This is a genomic window from Streptosporangium fragile (assembly GCF_039534445.1).
GTDB lineage: Bacteria > Actinomycetota > Actinomycetes > Streptosporangiales > Streptosporangiaceae > Streptosporangium > Streptosporangium fragile.
In genome coordinates, this window is record NZ_BAAAVI010000034.1 from 67,639 (window position 1) to 87,547 (window position 19,909).

The window sequence follows — 19,909 nt, forward strand, 5'->3', positions numbered from 1 at the left end:
TGCGGCGGCCGGGGGGGGGCCCGGGGGCCGTGCGGAATGGAGCGAGCAGTGCAGGTCAGCAAGTACGGCTTCGGCGCGGCCCCGATCGGGAACCTGTTCTCGGCGGTGGGCGACGACGAGGCGCGGGCGGCCGTGGACGCGGCCTACGACGCCGGGATCCGGCTGTTCGACACCGCGCCCCACTACGGGCTGGGCCTGTCGGAGCGGCGGCTCGGCGCCGCCCTGGCCGGGCGGCCCCGCGACTCCTACACCCTGTCCACCAAGGTCGGCCGCCTGCTCGTGCCGGCCCCGGCCGGCGCCCCGGTGGGCCGGGACGACGAGGGCTTCGACGTCCCGGCCGACCTGCGCCGGGTGCGGGACTACTCGCGCGACGGGGTGCGCCGGTCGCTGGAGGAGAGCCTGGAACGGCTCGGCCTGGACGCGATCGACATCGCCCTGATCCACGATCCGGACGACCACTGGGAGCAGGCCGTCTCCGAGGCGTACCCGGCCCTGGCCGAGCTGCGCGACCAGGGCGTCGTCAAGGCGGTCGGGGTCGGCATGAACCAGGCGGGGATGCTCGCCCGGTTCGTCCGCGAGACCGGTGTCGACACGGTCATGCTCGCCGGCCGCTACACGCTCCTCGACCAGTCGGGCGAGGAGGAACTGCTGCCGCTGTGCCGGGAGCGGGGTGTCTCGGTGCTCGCCGCCGGCGTGTTCAACAGCGGCCTGCTGGCCACCCACGACCCGTCCGGCACCTACGACTACGCCCCCGCCCCGGGTGATCTGCTCGCCCGCGCCCGCCGGATCGCGTCCGTCTGCGAACGCCACGGCGTCACCCTTCCCCGGGCGGCCCTGGCCTTCCCGCTGCGGCACCCGGCGGTCGTCTCCGTCGTGGTCGGTGCCCGCTCCGCCGCCGAGGTCACCCGCAACGCCGCCCTGACCGCCGCCCCCGTCCCCGAGGACCTGTGGGCGGACCTGGCCGCCGAGGGCCTGATCCCCTGACGGGCCGCCCGCCCGGCCCGAGGCCGTCCTCATAGCCGCGCGAGCCCGGGAGAACGGCCGTCAGGCCAGGGCGTTGCGGAGCCACTCCTCGACCCCGGCGATGTGGACGGTCGCCCAGGCCTGCGCCACCTCCGGCTGACGGGCGGCGATGGCCTCGCAGATCGCGCTGTGCTGCTCGCGGGTCTTCTCCAGGGCGTTCTCCTGGGTGAGGCCGCGCCAGATCCGGGCCCGGGTGGTGGGGCCCGACAGGCTCTCGATCAGGGAGCACAGCACCGCGTTGCCGGAGCCCGCCGCGATGCGCTGGTGGAACTCCAGGTCGTTGGCGACGAGCTGCTCGACGCTCGGGTCGGGAGGCAGCTCGTCGAGAAGCTTGCGCAGTTCGGCCACATCGGACTCGGACATGTGCGTCGCGGCCATCGCGGTCGCCGCCGGCTCCAGGATCCGCCGGACCTGGAAGAACTGCAGCACGGTGTCGTCCTGGTGGAAGTCGACCACGAACGACATGGCGTCCAGCAGGAGCCGCGGCTCCAGGCTGGTCACGTAGGTGCCGTCGCCCTGGCGCACGTCCAGCACGTTGATCAGGGCCAGGGCGCGGACCGCCTCGCGCAGGGAGTTGCGCGACAGGCCGAGCCGCTCGGCCAGGTCGGCCTCCTTGGGCAGCCTGCTGCCCGGAGCGAGCTCACCCGTCAGGATCATCTGCTTGATCCTGTCGATAGCGGCGTCGGTGACCGCCACGCTGCACCGTCCTCGGGTTTCGACAGACATCGGATGTCTACGAGTGTAGGACGAACCTGACCGGGTCCGCTCCCGCCATGCGCCGAATCATCCCGCGGACCTCCAGCGTGCGCAGGTGGGCCGCCGCCTCCCCGGCCGCCATCCCGCGCAACATGGGCGGAAGCTCCTCCCACGGCCGGTTCCAGGTCATCCGCGAGGCGACCTCCCAAATGGTGAGCGGCTCCTGCGCCTCACCGAGCAGGGCGGTCAGCCGTCGGAGCTTCTCCTCGTGATGCACCCCGATCTCCGCCGCGCGGGCGGCCGTGTCCTGGAAGATCCACTCGTGCGCGGGCAGGGCCTCCAACTCGCCCAGCCCCTTCACCTTCTCCAGCGAGTCGAGGAAGTCGCCGAGCGGGTCGACGTCGGCGCGGTCGTACGGGTAGATGCCGATGTGCGGGGTGATCGCCGGCAGCACGTGGTCACCGGTGAAGAGCCGGTCGGCGTCCTCCAGGTGCAGGCAGACGTGGCCGGGGGTGTGGCCGGGGGTCCAGACCGTGCGGAGCCTGCGCCCGGGAAGGTCGACCAGGTCACCGTCCTGCAGGATCAGGTCGGGCACGGCGGGCGGGCGGGGCCGGTGCCCGGTCGCCTCCTCCACCTCGACGGCGCCCGCCCCGGCGCGGCGCAGCATGTCGGCCTGGAAGTCGCGGTGCGCGCTCTCCTCGAGGTCGTGCATGAGCCGGACCAGGGCGGCGTCGGCCTCGTGCATGGCGATCCACGCGCCGGACTCCTCCCTGACCCGCCCGGCGAGGCCGGCGTGGTCGGGGTGGAAGTGGGTGACGACCACGCCCCGGACCTCGCGCACGTCCATGCCCACCGCGCCCAGCCCCTCACGCAGCGCCAGCCACGCCTCCGGGTGGTTCCAGCCCGCGTCGACCAGCACCGGCCCGGCGGGTGACTCGATCGCGTAGACGAGCGTGTAGCCGAGCGGGTTGCCGGGAATGGGCACGGGCACGCTCCACACCCCGCCGCCGGCGTCGAAAGGGTGCTGCTCGCTGTACGGCCTGCGGCGGGACTTCAACGTGGTGCTCCTTACCGGCGCCGCTCAGAGGCGCTCAAGGACGGTCGCGGTGGCGAGCGCCCCGCCCGCGCACATCGAGACCAGCGCGGTCGAGGAGTCGGACCGCTCCAGCTCGTGCAGGGCGGTGGTGATCAGCCGGGAACCGGTCGCGCCGACGGGGTGGCCGAGCGCGATGGCGCCGCCGTTGACGTTCACCCGGTCCATGTCCGGCTTGTGTACCGACGACCAGGATAGGACCACCGATGCGAACGCCTCATTCACCTCGAACCTATCGATGTCGGCCATGCTCATCCCCGTGGCGGCCAGGACCTTGGCGGTCGCGTCCACCGGCCCGTCCAGGTGGTAGTACGGCTCCGCGCCGACCAGCGCCTGGGCGAGGATCCTGGCCCGGGGGCGGAGGCCGTGCCGGGCGGCGGCCTCCTCGCTCATCAGCAGCACCGCCGCCGCTCCGTCGGAGATCTGCGAGGCGGTGCCCGCGGTGTGCAGGCCGCCCTCGCCCAGGACCGGTCTGAGGCCGGCCAGCCCCGCCACGGTCGTCTCGCGCAGCCCCTGATCCCTGTTCACCGTGCGGGTCTCCCCGGTGGGCTCGCCGTCCTCGCCGAGCACCGGCGCGGTCACCGGGACGATCTCCCGGTCGAAGCGGCCCTCGGCCCACGCCCGGGCGGCGAGGTGCTGGGACCGCGCGCCGAAGGCGTCCAGCCGCTCACGGGTCAGCCCGCGTCGCCGCGCGATCCGCTCCGCGGCGGTGAACTGGTCGGGCATGTCGATGGACCAGTCGTCGGGCCGGGGCTGGGCGGGGAGCACGTTGGAGCCGAGCGGTGCCCGGCTCATCACCTCGACGCCGCAGGCGACGCCGACGTCGATGACGCCCGCCTGGATGAGCGCCGCGGCCAGGTGCACCGCCTGCTGTGCGGAGCCGCACTGCGCGTCGACCGTGGTCACCCCGGTCTGGTAGGGCAGACCGGCGTAGAGCCAGGCGTACCGCCCGACGTGGCCGCCCTGCTCGCCCGCCTGGGTCACGCACCCGGCGAAGACCTGGTCCACGGCGGCGGGGTCGACGCCCGCCCTGGAGATCAGCCCGTCGAGCGCCGCGGCGAGCACCGCCTGGGGCTTCAGCCCCGCGAGCCAGCCGTTGCGCTTGCCGATGGGGGTTCTCACGGCCTCGACGATCACTGCGCCCATACGATCTCCTCGCCCGCCGGCTCCGGACGCCCGGCTGCGAGCCCCCGCAGAACCGCCCGCCGCGCGCCGCTCCAGAATGTCGCTCTAGTCGTCCTCCGATTGTGACTGTAACGGGTTCTAGTTTCAGGTGGAAGGCGGGGGGCCGAAATCGGCGAGGAGGCGCTCGGCGGCGATCTCGATGCGGCGCTGGATCTGATCGTAGGTGCGGCGGCCGCGGAGCATCTCCAGCAACTCGTGCACCCAGACGCTGGACAGCGAGCCCGCGAGGGCGAACTGCTCCTCGGTGGCGGTCTCGGCGGTCAGCCCGGCACCGGCGACGCGCAGGAGCAGCCCCGCCATGCGGTCGCCGAACGGGGTGTCGACCTCGGCCATGATCAGCGAGCGGATGAGCGCGTCGGCGAGCTCCGGCTCGCGCATCAGCCCGCGGGTGGCGCGCATCAGCACGTCGACCGCGCGCCCCGCGGCGGTGGCGGAGCTCGGCGGGCGCCGCTCGATGCTGCTCTCCAGCAGATCGATCTCCTCGCCCACGACGGCGACGACGAGATCCATCTTCGAGGGGAAGTATCGGTAGAGCGTGCCCAGCGCGACTCCGGCGCGCTCGGCGACGGTGCGCATCTGCATGGCCTCCACCCCGCCGCGCGAGGCGAGGGCGGCGGCGGCCTGGACGATGCGCTTGCGCCGCTGGTGCTGGCTTCTGGTGCGGACGCCGGCGGAGGCCGGGTCGCCCGGGGCGGCGGGAGCCGCTCTGCCGCCGGCCGGGGCGTGCGCGGCGGCGGTGTGCGGGGTGGCCGGCACCTCGGTGGTCACATGCGGGGTACGCATGAGAACACGTTATCTGATTTCCGGATACTCCGATGGGTTACTCGCCGGTCACAAGGATGGCCCGTCCTTACACGCAATATGCCGCAAAGCGGCCAGGCGGTGTCATGGTGTCACCGGGTGCCCCTGGACACGGAGTAGAATCTGTTCTACTTTTCGGATCGGCGGACCTGAGCATCGCGGCAGGAGGCGCTATGTCCGAGGAGACGCTGGCCGGGTTGCTGGAACGGCGCGCCGGCGACGACCGGCCCGGCCTCCTCTTCGAGGACCGGGTGTGGAGCTGGCGCGACTACGTCGGTGAGTGCCGGGACCGGGCCGCCCGGCTGGACGCCCGCGGCCGCGGGCTGCACGTCGGGGTGCTCTTCGACAACGTCCCGGAACTGCTCTTCCTGCTGGGCGGGGCCGCGCTCGCCGGACACGTGATCGTCGCGCTGAACACGACCAGGAGCCCCGCCGAGCTGGCCCGGGACGCGGACGCCACGCACGTCGGCCTGATCCTGCACGATCCCGCCTACGCCGGTCTCGCGGCCGAGATCTCCACCCTGCGGAGGGCGGGCCCGGTTCCGGACCCGGAGCCGCCCCCGGGCGAGGCCGCCGGGGCGACGGCCCCCACGGTCCCGTTCCCCGCCCCCGAGGGCGAGGCCGCGGCGGGACGGCCCGCCCGCGGCGAGGTACGCGGGGACACGCTGACGATGCTGATCTTCACGTCGGGGACCTCGGGGCGGCCCCGGGCGGTCAGGATCACGCAGCGGAAGATCGCGGTCCCGGGCGTCAGCCTGGGCGCGATGCTCACGCCCGACGACGTCGTCTACTGCTCGATGCCCCTGTTCCACTCCGGGGCCGTCATGGCCGCGTACGCCCCGGCGGTGGCCTCCGGGGCGGCGCTGGCGCTGCGGCGGAGGTTCTCCGCCTCGGGCCTGATGCCCGACGTCCGGCGCTACGGGGTCACCTACCTGCACTACGTGGGCAAGGCGCTCTCCTACGTCCTCGCCACCCCCGCCTCGCCCGGGGACCGTGACAGCACCTTGCGAATCGCCTTCGGCAACGAGGGGAGCGCCACCGCGACCCGGCGGTTCGCCGAACGGTTCGGGTGCCGGGTGATCGACGCCTTCGGCTCCACGGAGACCGCGATCGCGATCACCCCCGACCCCTCGGGACCGCCCGGGTGCCTGGGCCGGCTCCCCGAGGGCGTCGAGATCCGCCACCCCGGCACCGGGGAGCGCTGCCCGGCCGCGGTCGTCGAGGGCGGGCGGCTGCTCAACGGGGACGAGGCGATCGGCGAGCTGGTCAACACCCGCGGGCTCGGCCTGTTCGACGGCTACTACAACGACCCCGAGGCCGACCGCGAACGGATCAGGGAAGGCGCGTTCTGGTCGGGTGACCTGGCCTACGCGGACGCGGAGGGCTACGTGTTCTTCGCCGGGCGCGGCACCGAGCGGCTCCGCGTGGACGGGGAGAACCTGGCGGTCGCGCCGATCGAGGCGGTCGTGCGCGAGTTCCCCGGCGTGGTCGAGGCGGCCGTCTACCCGGTCCCGGACGCGGCAGCCGGCGACCAGGTCATGGCGGCCCTGGTGACGGCGGACGGGTTCGACCCCGACGCCTTCGCCGCTTTCGTCTCAGGCAAGGACATCGGGCCCAAGGCCGTCCCCCGGTACATCCGGATCAGCGGGGAACTGCCGCAGACCCCCTCCCACAAGGTCGTCAAGCGGATCCTCGTCGCCGAGGCCTGGCACACCGCAGACCCCGTCTGGTGGCGGCCCCCCGGAGAGACGGGCTGGCGGCTCCTGACCCCCGACGACATCGCCCGCATCGACGACGAGTTCATCCGGCACGGCCGAGCACCCCTGGAGCGCTAGTGGACTTCAATCTTGACGAGACACAGACCGACCTGCGCAAGCTCGCGGCGGACCTGCTCGGCCGCGAGGTGACCACGGCCAGGCTCGACACCCACGAGGCGAGCGGCGCGCCGTACGACGCCGGGCTGTGGAACTCCCTCGCCCAGGCGGGGCTGCTGGGCGCCTGCCTGCCCGAGGAGGCGGGCGGGGCCGGGTTCGGGCCGGTGGAGATGGCCGTCATCCTGCGCGAGGCCGGCGCCCACGTGGCCCCGGTCCCGCTGGAACAGAGCCTGGTCGCCGCGCAGGTGATCGCCCGGTACGGCTCCCGCGAGCAGCGCGAGGAACTGGCCCCGCTCGCGGAGGGGGAGATCGTGCTGACCGCCGCGCTGAACGAGCCCGGACGCGACCTCGGCGCCGCGCCCGCGACCACCGCCCGCGAGCACGGCGGCGGATGGGTGCTGGACGGCGCCACCGGCACGGTCCCCTACGCGGCCCAGGCGGCGGCGGTCCTGGTCCCCGCCGACACCGGCGACGGCGTCGGCCTGTTCCTGGTCGACCCCGCGTCGGCGACCACGCGGCCGGTGCCCGTCTCCACCGGCGAGCCCGCCGCGGCGCTCACCCTGCGGGACACCCCCGGGCGGCCGGTCGGGGCGGCCGACGGGCGGGCGGCCGACGGGCTGCGGCGGCTGGCGCTGGCCGGGATCGTCGCCGTCACCTCCGGCGTGCTGGCCGGGGCGCTGGCGCTCACCACGGAGTACATCAGGACCCGCCGGCAGTTCGACCGGGCGCTGGCCGAGTTCCAGGCCGTGACCATGCAGATCGCCGACGTCTACATCGCCGGCCGCGCCCTCGACGTGGCCGTGTGGTCCGGGGCGTGGCGGCTGGCTCAGGGCGCCGACGAGGAGGCGGAGGCGGACCTGGCCGTCGCCGCCCTCACCGCGGCCGAACCGGCGCTGGCGGCCCTGTACACCTGCCAGCACCTGCACGGGGGGATCGGCGTGGACGTGACCTACCCGCTGCACCGCTACTTCGCCTGGGGCCGGCACCACGCCCACCTGCTGGGCGGCCCGGAGGCCCGGCTCGACACGATCGGAGCACTCGTCTGATGCTGATCGACCTGACCCCGGACCAGAAGAGACTCCGCGACGAGCTGCGCGAGTACTTCCGGTCGTGCCTGACCGCCGAGGACCGCAAGGAGATCGCCGCGGACCCGTTCGGCCACGCCTACATGGAGCACTGCCGCCGGCTCGGCCGCGACGGCAAGCTCGGCCTGGGCTGGCCCACGGAGTACGGCGGCGGCGGGTACGGCCCGCTCGAGCAGCAGATCTTCGCCAACGAGATCGCCCGCGCCGAGGTGCCGTACCCGATCATCACGGTCCAGACCGTCGGCCCGACCCTCATGCAGTACGGCACACCGGAGCAGAAGGACTTCTTCCTGCCGCGCATCCTGGCCGGGGAGTGTCACTTCGCGATCGGCTACAGCGAGCCGGGGGCCGGGACCGACCTGGCGTCCCTGCGCACCACCGCGGTGCGCGACGGCGACCACTACGTGGTCAACGGGCAGAAGATGTTCACCTCCGGCGCGCACTACGCCCAGTACATCTGGCTCGCCGCCCGCACCGACCCGCGGGCCAGGAAGCACCGCGGCATCACGATGATGATCGTCGACTGCTCCGACCCCGGTTTCTCCTGGACCCCGATCACCACGATGGACGGGCGGCACCACACCAACGCCACCTACTACTCCGACGTGCGGGTGCCGGTGGACATGGTCGTGGGCGAGGAGAACAAGGGCTGGGACCTGATCGTCAACCAGCTCAACCACGAGCGCGTCACCCTCGGCCCCGCGGGCAACATCGCCCACACCTACGACCGTTTCCTGGCCTGGGCCCGCCGCACCGGCCTGGTCGAGGAACCCGCCGTGCGCCGGGCGCTCGGCCGGGTCTACGCCTACCTCCGTACCAACGAGCTGCTGAACTGGCAGGTCGCGGCCAACATGGACCTCGGCTGGCTGGGCGCTCCCGACGCCTCGGCCACCAAGATCTACGGCTCCGAGCGACTGCAGGAGGTCGGCCGGATCGTCGGGGAGGTCCTGGCCCGCTTCGGCGACCCGTCCGACCCGGAGACCGCGGACCTCATGGAGCGGGTCGACCGCGGGGCCAAGGGCGGGCTCGTGCTCACCTTCGGCGGCGGCGTCAACGAGGTCCAGCGCGAGCTGATCGCGATGCTCGGGCTGAACCTGCCGAGGCCGCCGCGATGACGGCGACGGCGGAACCGGGCACCCTGCACGAGCGGCTCACCGCGCTGGCCGAGCGGCAGATCGCGGCGGGGGAGACCGCGGGGCTCCCGGCGACCGACCCGGTGAACCTGCCGATGATCCGGCACTGGGCCGACGCCATGGGGGACGGCAACCCGCTCTACACCGACCCCGAGGCCGCCGCGGCCGGAGTGCACGGGGAGATCGTCGCGCCCCCGGCGATGATCCAGGTCTGGACCATGCCCGGCGTGAACCGGGGCGCCCGCAAGGAGAGCACACCGGTCGACGACGTGCTCGCGACGCTGGACGCGGGCGGCTACACCGGCGTGGTCGCCACCGACTGCGAGCAGACCTACCACCGCTACCTGCGGCTCGGCGACCGGCCGGCCCCGGCCACCCGGTTCACCGGGCTGTCCGGCCCCAAGAAGACGGCCCTCGGCGAGGGCTACTTCGTCACCTGGAACGTCACCTGGTACTCCGGCGGCGAGGCCGTGGCCGAGATGCTCTTCCGGGTGCTGAAGTTCCGGCCCCGGGGTTCCGGCGGCGCGCGGGAGCGGCAGGGCTCCGGCGGCGCCCGGGACCGGTCGGAGAACGGCGACGCCCAGGAACGGCCGGGGAGCGGCGGCGCGGAGGAGCGGCGGGAACCCGCGCGGGCGCGCGAGCCGTACCCGCTGCGGCCCGCGGTCAACGCCGACACCGCCTTCTTCTGGGAGGGCGCCGCCGCGGGAGAGCTCCGCATCCAGAAGTGCGCCGACTGCGGCCTGTTGCGGCACCCGCCGGGGCCGGTCTGCCCCTCGTGCCGCTCGGCCGCCCGCACGTACGTGACCGCGAGCGGCCGGGGCGAGGTGTACAGCTACGTCGTCCACCACAACCCGCCGGTCCCGGGACTGCGGACGCCTTTCGTGGTCGCAGTGGTGGAACTGCCGGAAGGGGTGCGGATCGTGGGCAACGTCGTGGACTGCCCCGCTTCGGAGGTGGGTATCGGTATGCGGGTACGTGTGACGTACCGCCGGATGGACGATGAGCTGATCCTGCCCGTGTGGGCCCCGAGGGAGGCGTGATGCGGACGCTCACCGAAGACGAGGTCCGCGTCGGCGCCGCCCTGCCGGAGCTGGCCGTGGCGCTGACCCCCACCCTGATCGTCTCCACCGCGCTGGCGACCATGGACTTCACCCCCGTCCACCACGACGTCGCGGGCGCCAGGGCGCAGGGGTCGAAGGACATCTTCCTCAACATCCTGACCACGATGGGCCTCGTCGAGCGCTACGTCACCGACTGGGCCGGTCCCGAGGCGATCATCCGCGGCATCAAGGTCAGGCTCGGCGTCCCGGCGTACGCGGGCGACCGGCTGACCTTCACCGGCTCGGTGGCCGCGCGGGAGGACGGCGCGTTCACCGTCGACGTCCGGGGCCGGGTCAGCCTCGGCGACCACGCCTCCGGCACCGTCAGGTTCTCCCTCCCCGGCCGCTGACCGCGACCTCTCGCCCACCCCCCTGTACGAAAGGCTTCATCAGCGTGGTCTCCTTCCCGGGGAGTACGGCCGTCGCCGGCATCGGCGCGACCGAGTTCTCCAAGCAGTCGGGGCGGTCCGAGCTGCGGCTCGCCGCCGAGGCGGTGTTCGCGGCCCTCGACGACGCGGGTCTGACGCCCTCGGACGTCGACGGGTTGGTCACCTACACCCAGGACGCCAACCAGGAGATCGCCGTGGCCCGCGAGGTGGGCATCGGCGACCTGACGTTCTTCTCCCGCGTCCACTACGGCGGCGGCGCGGCGTGCGGCACGGTGCTGCACGCGGCGATGGCCGTCGCCACAGGGGTCGCCCGGACCGTGGTCTGCTACCGGGCGTTCAACGAGCGCTCCGGGCGAAGGTTCGGCCAGCCCGACGCCCGGATCGGCGGTGAGCCCTCCTCGCAGGGCCTGGAGCTGAGCTGGCACATGCCGTACGGGCTGATGACCCCCGCCGCCTGGGTCGCCATGTTCGCCCGGCGCTACATGCACACCTACGGCGCCACCTCCGAGGACTTCGGCCGGGTGGCGGTCGCCATGCGCAGGCACGCGGCCACCAACCCGGCCGCGTGGTTCCACGGGCGCCCGATCACCCTGGCGGACCACCAGGCCTCGAAATGGATCGTGGAGCCGCTGCACCTGCTCGACTGCTGCCAGGAGAGCGACGGCGCGGTGGCCCTGGTGGTCACCTCCGCCGAGCGGGCCAGGGACCTGCGCAGGTCACCCGTCCTGATCACCGCCGCGGCCCAGGGCGCGGGCGCCGGCCAGATGATGATGACCAGCTACTACCGCGACGACATGACCGGCCTGCCGGAGATGGGGGTGGTCGGCCGCCGGCTCTGGGAGCAGTCCGGGCTCGGCCCCGCGGACGTGCAGACCGCGATCCTGTACGACCACTTCACCCCGTTCGTGCTCACCCAGCTGGAGGAGCTGGGCTTCTGCGGGCGGGGGGAGGCCCGCGACTACGTGGCCGACGGCGGCATCGAGATCGACGGCCGCCTGCCCGTCAACCCGCACGGCGGCCAGCTGGGCGAGGCCTACATCCACGGCATGAACGGCGTCGCCGAGGCCGTCCGGCAGGTCCGGGGCACCTCGGCCAACCAGGTCACGGGGGTGCAGAACGTGCTGGTCACGGCCGGGACCGGAGTCCCCACCAGCGGGCTGGTCCTGTCGGCCGGTTGACCGGGCGCTCCCGGCCGTCTCCCCGCGGGGCGGGCCCGGGGGCCTGCCGGGTCGCGTTCGGCGGCCTGCCGGCCCCGGCCGGCTCACCTGCCACCTGCCGCGACCCCGGCCGCCGGGGCGTTCGCGCCGGGCGGGGGTCCGGTGTCACGCGGCCGGGCGGGGGTCCGGTGTCACGCGGCCCCGGTCCCTTCCCGGCCCCGGTCCCTTCTCGGTGGGAACCCGGCCGGAGTCCGGCCGGTGGTTCACGGGGTGGCGATCATGGGGACCGCGAAGAAGACGATCATGGCGATCGTCACCGCGATGAGGAAGCCGATCAGCTCCCAGGCCCAGTCGTGGTGGTGCCTGGCCTTGGCAGGAGCCTTGTGTTTGTGCCGCCCGCGGCGGCCCGTCCGCCTGGGGGACGTGGCTCGCGCGGAGCGGGAGACCGCCGTCCCGGCCGTCTCCGCCTTCTCGAACGTCCCCGCCCCGCGGATCGCGCCGGGTTCCTCTGCGGCGGCCCCGCCCGAGTCCCGCCCGGTAGCACCGCCGAACCCGGATTCGAGTCCGGTCGCCGTACCGGATCCGAAGAGCCGCGCGGCCGCCGTACCGTCCCACGCGAGGTGAGGGGCGGGACCGGGCTCCGGGGTCTCGTCGGTCAGGTCGTCCCGCATGATCCAGCTGGGCAGGCGCAACGGCGAGCGACCCGCCTGAGACCGGGGGCCGTCCGCGGGGGCCTGGGCGGTCGGAGACGGAGCGGGCGGGGTGGTGCCGGTCGGAGGCGGAGCGGGCGGGGTGGCGTCCCGGGAGGTCCGGGTGGTCGGAGGCGGAGCGGGCGGGGTGGTGTCCCGAGGGGCCTGCGAGGACGAGGGGACGGTGCCCTGAAGGTCGGCGGCGGGCGAGAGATCCCGTTGCGCGACCCAGCCGGGAAGGCGCAGCGGGTCATGCCCGTATCCGTGCCCCTGCTCATGGCCGTGCCCGCGCTCACGCCGGTGGGTGCGCTCGTGCTCGCGCTCGCGCTCGGCGAGGGCGTCGATCTGGTCGATCTGCAGGGGCCAGCCGGGCAGGGGACGCGCGGGCGCCGGATCGTCCAGCACGTCCCCCAGAAGCGGCGCATCGCCGTGGGCCGGCACCCCCGGCACCCATGCCCGCTGCGGGACCTCCGGTGCCGGCACGGGCTCCGGCGGCTCCGGCGTCCATACCCGCGCCGGGGTCTCCCGCGCCTCCGTCACGGGTTCCCGCGCCTCCGTCACGGGTTCCCGCGCCTCCGGCGCGTCCGGGACCTGCTCCGGCGTCCCCAGGACCTGCCTCGGCGTCCCCAGGGCCTGCTCCGGCGTCGCCGGGACCACCGGTGTGCCGGGCGTCGCGACGGGGGAGTCGGTCTCGCCGCGCGGGGCGGCGGCGACCAGCCTGTCGGTGCGGGCGCGGGCGGCCCGCGCCTCCGGGGTGAGCGGGCGGAACAGGTCGTCGCGCGGTGGGGCGTCGTCCAGTACGTCCCCGGGGATCGGGGCGGGCATCGGCGCCGCCCCGCGCGGCCGGGGACGCTGGAGCCTGCGGCGGCGGGGCCGGACGGCCGCCTCGTCGAGGGCGCTGAGCACCGGGCCGCGGAGCTTGGGCATCGGCTCGGTGCTGGCCTCGTGGGCGGAGACCTCGTCCGGGTCCGGTGGCGCGAAGGGATCGGGGAACCGGTCCTCCGTCACGGGATCCGGTGCGGTGAACGCGGCGCCGGCCGGGAGACCGTTCACGGGAGCCGCGGGGAGATCACCCGAGGTGCCGGCCGGGAGACCGGTCGCGGGGCCGGCGTCGGCGAGCGGCACCGGCCACGCGGGGGTCGTCGGCCACAGTTGCTTGACCAGCGGGGAGGGGGAGCGCGGCGTGACGACGGGAGCGGCCGGAGCCTGGGGCCCCAGCAGGGCGGCCCGCAGGCTCGCCGGCGGGACGGCCCAGGGGGCGAGGTTGAGCACGTCGCGGACCGGGGCGACGGTGAGGGCGCCGAACACCTCCGTCAGGTGGCCGGGGATCCGCGCCGACGCCAGGGCCGTGGTCAGTGCCCGGGCGAAGCGCCGGCAGGCGCTCACCGTCAGCTCGTCGGCGGTGTCGGAGGCCACGTCGAGCACCCAGGACAGCTCGGCGGTGTTCAGCTCGCGCACGCCCGAGAGGTACAGCACCTCGCGCTGGTGCGGGCGCAGCTCGCGCAGGACGCGGTCGACGAAGGCGGTGGCCGGGTCCAGGTCCGTGCGGGGCGGCGAGTAGACGATGTCACGCAGGTAGATCTCGCGACGGGCGAGCGCGTACAGCGCGGCGCGCGGCGGCTCGGCGTCGGAGACGCCGGACAGAACGGCCGCCAGCACCTCCGCGGCGGAGCCGGCGTCGCCCAGCTGGTCGTGGCAGTAGGCGAACAGTCCTGCGGCGTGGCGGTCGTAGAGCTCGGCGATCAGTTCGCCGCGCGAGCGCTGACCGAGGAGCTGTTGGGTCACGGGACCGGACTTCCTCTGGTGGTTCGGCGATCGGTGGGGAGCGGGGCGGTTGTGACGCCTGTGACGTCCGGTGCCAGAGGGATCAACTCCAGCATTGCGGGTAATCATGTCAACTTGAGGGCACCTCCCGCACTACCGAATGCCCATTTGACGAGAAATACACATGTTGATCTCTCCTGGCAAAGCCGGAAAGACAGATCGGATAAGAGGGGCATAGGCTGACCTGTGCGGGATCATGGGGCGGCTGAGGCAGAGGAGCCGTAACCCTGCGGAAACAAGAGGTTGCGCATGATCACATTCAGCGGTGTCACCAAGCGATACGCCGACGGGACCGTCGCCGTGGACGACCTGAGCCTCGAAGTGCCCACCGGGGAGATAACGGTCTTCGTCGGTCCCTCCGGTTGCGGGAAGACGACGTCCCTTCGCATGATCAACCGAATGATCGACCCGACCGGGGGCCGGATCCTCCTGGACGGTGCCGACGTCACGACGATCGACCCGCCGACGCTGCGCAGGGGCATCGGCTACGTCATCCAGCAGGCCGGGCTCTTCCCGCACCGGAAGATCGTCGATAACGTGGCGACGGTGCCCTACCTCCTCGGCTGGGACAGGAAGAAGGCCCGCGACCGGGCCATGGAGCTGCTCGAACGCGTCGGGCTCGATCCCAAGCTGGCCGGCCGCTACCCTTTCCAGCTCTCCGGTGGCCAGCAGCAGCGCGTCGGCGTGGCCCGCGCGCTGGCCGCCGACCCGCCGGTGCTGCTGATGGACGAACCGTTCAGCGCCGTCGACCCGATCGTCCGCGCGAGCCTGCAGGAGGAGCTGCTCCGGCTCCAGGCCGAGCTGCACAAGACCATCGTGTTCGTCACCCACGACATCGACGAGGCCGTCAAGCTCGGTGACCGGGTGGCCGTCCTCCGCGTCGGCGGCCGCCTGGCCCAGCTCGACACCCCCGCGACGCTGCTGGCCCGGCCCGCCGACGACTTCGTCCGCGAGTTCCTCGGCCGCGACCGCGGGATCCGGCGGCTCTCGTTCATCTCCTCCGCGGGGATCCGGCTCCGCACCGACCTGCTCGTCCCCGCCTCCGCCGACGTGTCCTCGGTGCGCGACGCCGACGGGGCGTGGCTGGCCGTCGTGGACGCGGAGGACCGGCCGCTGGGCTGGGTCGCGGCCAAGGACCTGCCCGGCTCCGGTACCCCCGCGGACGCGCAGCTCGCGCCGTACGGGACGTTCGTCGCCGGGCGCGACTCCCTGCGCGTCGCGCTGGACGCGACGCTGCTGTCCCCGTCCGGCAGCGCCATCGCGGTGGACGGCGCGGGGAAGGCCGTGGGCGTCGCCACCCGCGAGGCCCTGGACGAGGCGCTGGCCGCGGTCGCCGGAGACGCCCGTGGTTGAGGAACCGCTGGTCCGCTGGGACTGGATCGGGCGCAACTGGCCCGCGATCCAGGGCCTGCTGGAGGACCACGTCGTGATGGCGCTGGTGCCGATCGTCGTCGGGTTGCTCATCGCGCTCCCGCTCGGGCTGGCCGGAGCCCGCTGGCGCTGGCTCTACCGGCCGACCGTCGGCGTCATGAACGTGATCTACTCGCTCCCCTCGCTGGCCGTCTTCATCGTGCTCATCCCGATCACCGGCCTCGCGACCCGCGCCACCGTCATGGTCCCCCTCACCTTCTACGCCCTGGCGGTGCTGATCCCGGCGGTCGTCGACGGGCTGACCTCGGTCCCGGACCACGTGCGCCAGTCCGCGGTGGCCATGGGGTTCACCCCGCTGCGGCGGCTGCTCCGGGTCGAGCTGCCGATCGCCGTGCCGGTCGTGCTGGCCGGGCTCAGGGTGGCCACGGTCTCCAGCATCAGCCTGGTCAGCGTGGGCGCGCTGATCGGCAGGGGCGGGCTCGGCTACCTGTTCATCGACGGCTGGCAGCGGCAGTTCTACACCCCGATCGTCGTCGGCATCGTGCTGGTCGTGGCGCTCGCCGGGCTCGCCGACCTGCTGCTGGTGCTGGCGCAGCGCTTGCTCACCCCCTGGGCGCGGGCGAGGGGGGCCGCGTGAACTGGCTGATCGACTTCTTCGGCGACCTGGCCAACTGGTCCGGCCCCGAGGGCATCCCCGCCCGGCTCCTGGAGCACCTGGAGTTCGCCGGGCTCTCGCTGCTCCTGGCCATGCTGATCGCGCTCCCCCTGGGGCTGTGGATCGGCCACACCGGCAGGGGCGCCCTGCTCGTGGTGCTCAGCGCCAACGCGGCGCGGGCCCTGCCGACGCTGGGCCTGCTGGTCCTCATCGTGCTCCTCATGGGCGTCGGCACCATCGTCCCGGTGCTCATCCCGCTGGTGGCGCTGGCCGTGCCGCCCATCCTGGTCAACACCTACGAGGGCATCCGCGGAGTGGACCCGGACCTGCGCGACGCGGCCTACGGCATGGGGTTGCGGGGCGGGCAGGTCCTCGGCCGGGTGCTCGTACCGGTGGCGCTGCCGCTCATCCTGCTCGGCCTGCGCCTGGCCGCGATCCAGGTGGTGGCGACCGCGACCGTGGCCGCGTACGTGGGCCTGGGCGGTCTCGGCCGCTACATCATCGACGGCCTGGCGACCAAGAACTACCCGAGCACGATCGGCGGGGCCGTCCTCGTGGCGCTGCTGGCCCTGATCGTCCAGCTGGGGTTCGATCTGGTGCAGCGCATCGCGGTCTCCCCGGGGGTGAGCCGGCGCCAGGACATTCGATAGTCTTCTCTACCCCCCGTTTTAGAAGGGAATAGCACGATGAAGCGCCTGTTCAGCAGCGCGGTGGTCATCCTCTCCGCGGTGTTCACCCTTACCGCGTGTGGCGGCGGAGACCCGCTCACCAGCGCCTCCGCCAGCCCGGCGAACTCCGGCTCCGCGCCCGCGGCGGGGGGGAAGGTCATCGTCGGATCGGCCAACTTCCCGGAGAACGTCCTGCTGGCCGAGATCTACGCCCAGGCCCTGGAGGCCAAGGGCGTGCAGGTCGAGAGGAAGCTCAACATCGGCAGCCGCGAGGTCCTCTACGACCAGATCAAGAGCGGCGGTCTCACGATCCTTCCGGAATACGTCGGTTCGCTCCTCGCCTTCGTCGACAACACCAGCACCGCGAAGAAGAAGGACGAGGTCGTCGCGGCACTGAAGGAGAAGCTCCCGGCCGAACTGGAGATCCTGGAGCCCGCCGCGGCCGAGGACAACAACTCGCTGACCGTCACCAAGGAGACCGCGGCCAAGGACGGTCTCACCACGATCGAGGACCTCGCCAAGGTCGCCAAGAACTACGCCGTGGGCGGCCCGCCGGAGTTCAAGAGCCGCCAGGAGAAGAACTTCAAGGACACCTACGGCCTGGAGTTCAAGGAGTGGAAGAAGACCGGTGACGCCACCGCCGACGCCATCAAGGGCGGCACCGTCCAGGTCGGCAACGTCTTCACCACCGACCCGAAGATCATTCTCAACGACCTCGTCTCCCTCCAGGACACCAAGAGCGCCTTCGCCGCCGAGAACATCACGCCCCTGGTCAACAAGGCGGGCGTGAACGACACCGTGAAGACCACGCTCAACGCCGTCTCCGCCAGGCTCGACACCGCCGGCCTCGTCGCCCTCATGAAGCGCGTCGCGGTCGACAAGGACGACGCCGCCACGGTCGCCAAGGACTGGCTGACCCAGAACGGCCTGGTGTAGCCGGGTCGGTGACGCTCCGAGATCCGGCGGGGCCGGCCACGGTCCCGCCGGTCGGCGGGACCGGTCGGCCGAGGGCCCGGGTTGTCCGCTCTGACGGGCGTGCCGGGTCGTGGTCCCGTCGGGTTGTCCGCTCTGACGGGCGTGCCGGGTCGCAGGCCCACGCGAGGGCCGTTCGGCCGCACCACGGACGCGAGACGGGGACGTCCGGAGCACGCCGGTTCTCGCCTGGACGTATCCGATACGCAGTGTTTCCCCGGAGGAAACCGGATCGCGGCTACGGTGAACCCCGGGGGCGCATCATGAGGGCATTCATCTGGGCGGCCGCGCTGGTCATGGCCGCCGGTTGCGGCGCCACGGCCGGGAACGCGACAGAGCAGGCGCAGGGGGCCACGACGGCGGGGAGCCCGGCGCACCCGAGCCCGACCTCGCCTCACTCGAGCCCGAGCCCGGTGCACCCGAGCCCGAGTCCGACCCCCGTGCAGGCGGCTCCGACCCAGGTGAGTCCGGACCAGTACCGCATCCTCACCGATCAGTGCCGGTACGCCGACACGGCGCGGCTGCGCGAGGAGTGCCGGTCGGCGGTCGAGCGCGAATACCGGGTGGGGAAGGAGAACCCCGCCCTGGACTGCCGGAGGTACTCCGGGACCAGCGTCTGCGGGCCGCTCCCGCTCAGCGAGCGGGAACGCCGGTGCGTCGCGGACGCGGTGGCCGCCGGGACGACACCGCGCCGGGCCGAGGTCGAGTGTTACACGGGCTTCTGAGCACCCCGCTTTCCGGAATGATGACCCTATGAGCGAGTTCACCGAGGCCATGGCCCAGGTGCCGACCGGAGTGACGGTCGTGACCGTCAAGGACGACCGCGACGACGTGGGCACCACGGTCGCGACCTTCACCTCCGTCTCGCTGGACCCGCCGCTGGTGATGGTGAGCATGAACAACACCGGCTACCTCAACGAACTGCTGCTCCGCCAGGACCGGTGGGCCGCCAGCGTGCTGTCGGCCGGGCAGAGGGCGATCGCCAGCCGCTTCGCCACCTCCGGCCGGCCCGGCGCCCGGCTCCTGCTCGCGGGCACGCCGCACCACCGCGGCGCGCTCAGCGAGGCGCTCGTCGTGGACGGCGGCGTCACCGCCGTGGAGGCCGAGACCGTCAGGGTCGTCCCGGCCGGCGACCACACGCTCTTCATCGGCCGCGTCCTCGGGATCGACTACGTCGACCCGTCGCTCCAGCCGCTGACCCGCTACCGGGGCCGTTATCGTTAGCGCGCGCCCGCGGGATGACGTCCTCAGATCTCCCCGGCGCGGACCGCGGACCCGAGCGGGCCGGTCGGTGAGCGGCTTCCTCACCCGGCACGGGCGGCGCGTCGGCCTGCCCGCGTGACTCCCCGTGGACGGCTGCCCCCGAGGACCGTCCGCCCCGTATCACCGTGCCCGCCGGGGGAAAAGTCCCGTCCGGGGCCTCGTCCGTCGTCAGGGCGATCCGATCTTCCCCGCCGGGGGGACATCGACACGGGACGCGAGCCTCAAGTCGTTTCCAGTCGTTCCCAGTCGTTCCCGGATCGTTCGTCTTCCGTCTGATCATTGCGGTCGTCTCCGGCCGATGTCTCACCGCGGCTTGTGATCTCCAAGTAGTGGCCGTCACCAGGGCCGAAAGCCTTCCGGGGAAGGTTTCGCGCGACCTGCCGCCGACGGAACGGGAGCAGGCCGGCAAGGAGTTGCCAGAAGCCGCCAGCCCTTTTCAAGAGGGCGTCCGTAGCGTTGCCGGACATCAGGGATGCCCGGAGGCGCCGCCCACGGCACGCTGTTCCGGTTGTCGACGCAGGTCACGAAGGCCGACGTCGACGACGGGCACGTGCCGGCCGGTTCCGTACGGGGGAGCTGAGGGCCGCCCACGGGGGAACGGCCGATCAGCGCCGATCCCATCCGATGCGGGGGTCGTCGAGCGACGGCGTGAGGGGGTGCGGAGACGTGAGCGAGAGCGCGGTCGGGGGAGTGCGTCCCGGTGGCGAACAGCACTTGCTGGAGGACGTCGTCCGAGCGGTTCTGGAGCGTGAGGCGAGCCGGGCGGCCGGCGCGGTGGATTCCGACGCCGACGAGACGTTTTCCCCCGGAGCGCATGCCCCGGGGGCGCAGACCGTGGCCGGTTGGGGGATCCGTCGTCGTGCGCCGTGGACGTACCTGACGCCGCCGGACGCGGCGACCCGGGACCAGGGCTGGAAGCTGCACGTGTCGG

At 73.2% G+C, this 19,909-nt stretch carries 19 protein-coding genes; 14 read left to right on the forward strand and 5 right to left on the reverse strand.

Annotation, left to right across the window (positions count from 1 at the left end; genetic code table 11):
• Positions 1–48 precede the first annotated feature (48 nt).
• Positions 49–984: an aldo/keto reductase gene (locus ABD841_RS22675; RefSeq protein WP_344975211.1), complete on the forward strand. Its 936-nt coding sequence runs from the start codon at positions 49–51 to the stop codon at positions 982–984.
• A gap of 60 nt (positions 985–1,044) precedes the next feature.
• Here ABD841_RS22675 and ABD841_RS22680 read toward each other — a convergent pair whose 3' ends face one another.
• The 4 genes from ABD841_RS22680 to ABD841_RS22695 all read right to left on the reverse strand — a co-directional run bounded on the left by ABD841_RS22680 (position 1,045) and on the right by ABD841_RS22695 (position 4,780).
• Positions 1,045–1,719 (reverse strand): FadR/GntR family transcriptional regulator, encoded by a 675-nt coding sequence (locus ABD841_RS22680; RefSeq protein WP_344975215.1) that lies wholly within the window; start codon positions 1,717–1,719, stop codon positions 1,045–1,047.
• Positions 1,720–1,756: 37 nt separating this feature from the next.
• Positions 1,757–2,776 carry an MBL fold metallo-hydrolase gene (locus ABD841_RS22685; RefSeq protein WP_344975218.1) on the reverse strand — a complete coding sequence of 340 codons (1,020 nt, stop codon included), beginning with the start codon at positions 2,774–2,776 and terminating at the stop codon, positions 1,757–1,759.
• A gap of 24 nt (positions 2,777–2,800) precedes the next feature.
• Entirely contained in the window at positions 2,801–3,958 is a 1,158-nt protein-coding gene (locus ABD841_RS22690) for a steroid 3-ketoacyl-CoA thiolase (protein ID WP_344975221.1), read from the reverse strand.
• A 123-nt stretch (positions 3,959–4,081) separates the two neighbouring features.
• Positions 4,082–4,780, reverse strand: coding sequence for a TetR family transcriptional regulator (locus tag ABD841_RS22695; protein ID WP_344975224.1), 699 nt, complete (start codon positions 4,778–4,780; stop codon positions 4,082–4,084).
• 191 nt (positions 4,781–4,971) lie between these two features.
• On the opposite strand from ABD841_RS22695, the gene ABD841_RS22700 reads away from it, so the two are divergent.
• The 6 genes from ABD841_RS22700 to ABD841_RS22725 are packed head-to-tail and all read left to right on the forward strand — an operon-like array spanning position 4,972 to position 11,557.
• A complete protein-coding gene (locus tag ABD841_RS22700) occupies positions 4,972–6,633 on the forward strand; it encodes an AMP-binding protein (protein WP_344975227.1) in 1,662 nt (553 codons plus the stop codon).
• Positions 6,633–7,718, forward strand: coding sequence for an acyl-CoA dehydrogenase family protein (locus ABD841_RS22705; protein WP_344975231.1), 1,086 nt, complete (start codon positions 6,633–6,635; stop codon positions 7,716–7,718). The genes ABD841_RS22700 and ABD841_RS22705 overlap by 1 nt, the downstream gene beginning before the upstream one ends.
• A complete protein-coding gene (locus tag ABD841_RS22710; protein ID WP_344975234.1) occupies positions 7,718–8,872 on the forward strand; it encodes an acyl-CoA dehydrogenase family protein in 1,155 nt (384 codons plus the stop codon). The genes ABD841_RS22705 and ABD841_RS22710 overlap by 1 nt, the downstream gene beginning before the upstream one ends.
• Complete coding sequence (locus tag ABD841_RS22715; protein WP_344975237.1) at positions 8,869–9,930, forward strand: bifunctional MaoC family dehydratase N-terminal/OB-fold nucleic acid binding domain-containing protein; 1,062 nt, start codon at positions 8,869–8,871, stop codon at positions 9,928–9,930. Before ABD841_RS22710 ends, ABD841_RS22715 begins: the two co-directional genes overlap by 4 nt.
• A complete protein-coding gene (locus tag ABD841_RS22720) occupies positions 9,930–10,340 on the forward strand; it encodes a MaoC/PaaZ C-terminal domain-containing protein (protein WP_344975241.1) in 411 nt (136 codons plus the stop codon). Before ABD841_RS22715 ends, ABD841_RS22720 begins: the two co-directional genes overlap by 1 nt.
• A 44-nt stretch (positions 10,341–10,384) precedes the next feature.
• On the forward strand, positions 10,385–11,557 hold the full coding sequence (locus ABD841_RS22725) for a lipid-transfer protein (protein WP_344975244.1): 1,173 nt from the start codon (positions 10,385–10,387) through the stop codon (positions 11,555–11,557).
• Between the two features lie 242 nt (positions 11,558–11,799).
• On the opposite strand, the gene ABD841_RS22730 is transcribed toward ABD841_RS22725, so the two are convergent.
• Complete coding sequence (locus ABD841_RS22730) at positions 11,800–14,010, reverse strand: hypothetical protein (RefSeq protein WP_344975247.1); 2,211 nt, start codon at positions 14,008–14,010, stop codon at positions 11,800–11,802.
• Positions 14,011–14,298: 288 nt separating this feature from the next.
• On the opposite strand from ABD841_RS22730, the gene ABD841_RS22735 reads away from it, so the two are divergent.
• From ABD841_RS22735 to ABD841_RS22765, 7 genes are all read left to right on the forward strand, one after another.
• Complete coding sequence (locus ABD841_RS22735) at positions 14,299–15,402, forward strand: ABC transporter ATP-binding protein (RefSeq protein WP_344975250.1); 1,104 nt, start codon at positions 14,299–14,301, stop codon at positions 15,400–15,402.
• A complete protein-coding gene (locus ABD841_RS22740; RefSeq protein ID WP_344975253.1) occupies positions 15,395–16,057 on the forward strand; it encodes an ABC transporter permease in 663 nt (220 codons plus the stop codon). The genes ABD841_RS22735 and ABD841_RS22740 overlap by 8 nt, the downstream gene beginning before the upstream one ends.
• Positions 16,054–16,725 carry an ABC transporter permease gene (locus ABD841_RS22745; RefSeq protein ID WP_344975257.1) on the forward strand — a complete coding sequence of 224 codons (672 nt, stop codon included), beginning with the start codon at positions 16,054–16,056 and terminating at the stop codon, positions 16,723–16,725. Before ABD841_RS22740 ends, ABD841_RS22745 begins: the two co-directional genes overlap by 4 nt.
• Positions 16,726–16,761: 36 nt before the next feature.
• Positions 16,762–17,679, forward strand: coding sequence for an ABC transporter substrate-binding protein (locus ABD841_RS22750; protein ID WP_344975260.1), 918 nt, complete (start codon positions 16,762–16,764; stop codon positions 17,677–17,679).
• A gap of 497 nt (positions 17,680–18,176) precedes the next feature.
• Positions 18,177–18,440, forward strand: coding sequence for a hypothetical protein (locus ABD841_RS22755; RefSeq protein WP_344975263.1), 264 nt, complete (start codon positions 18,177–18,179; stop codon positions 18,438–18,440).
• A gap of 28 nt (positions 18,441–18,468) precedes the next feature.
• Positions 18,469–18,939: a flavin reductase family protein gene (locus tag ABD841_RS22760; protein ID WP_344975266.1), complete on the forward strand. Its 471-nt coding sequence runs from the start codon at positions 18,469–18,471 to the stop codon at positions 18,937–18,939.
• Positions 18,940–19,644: 705 nt separating this feature from the next.
• On the forward strand, positions 19,645–19,909 hold a 265-nt coding region (locus ABD841_RS22765; RefSeq protein ID WP_344975269.1), incomplete at its 3' end, for a class III lanthionine synthetase LanKC N-terminal domain-containing protein.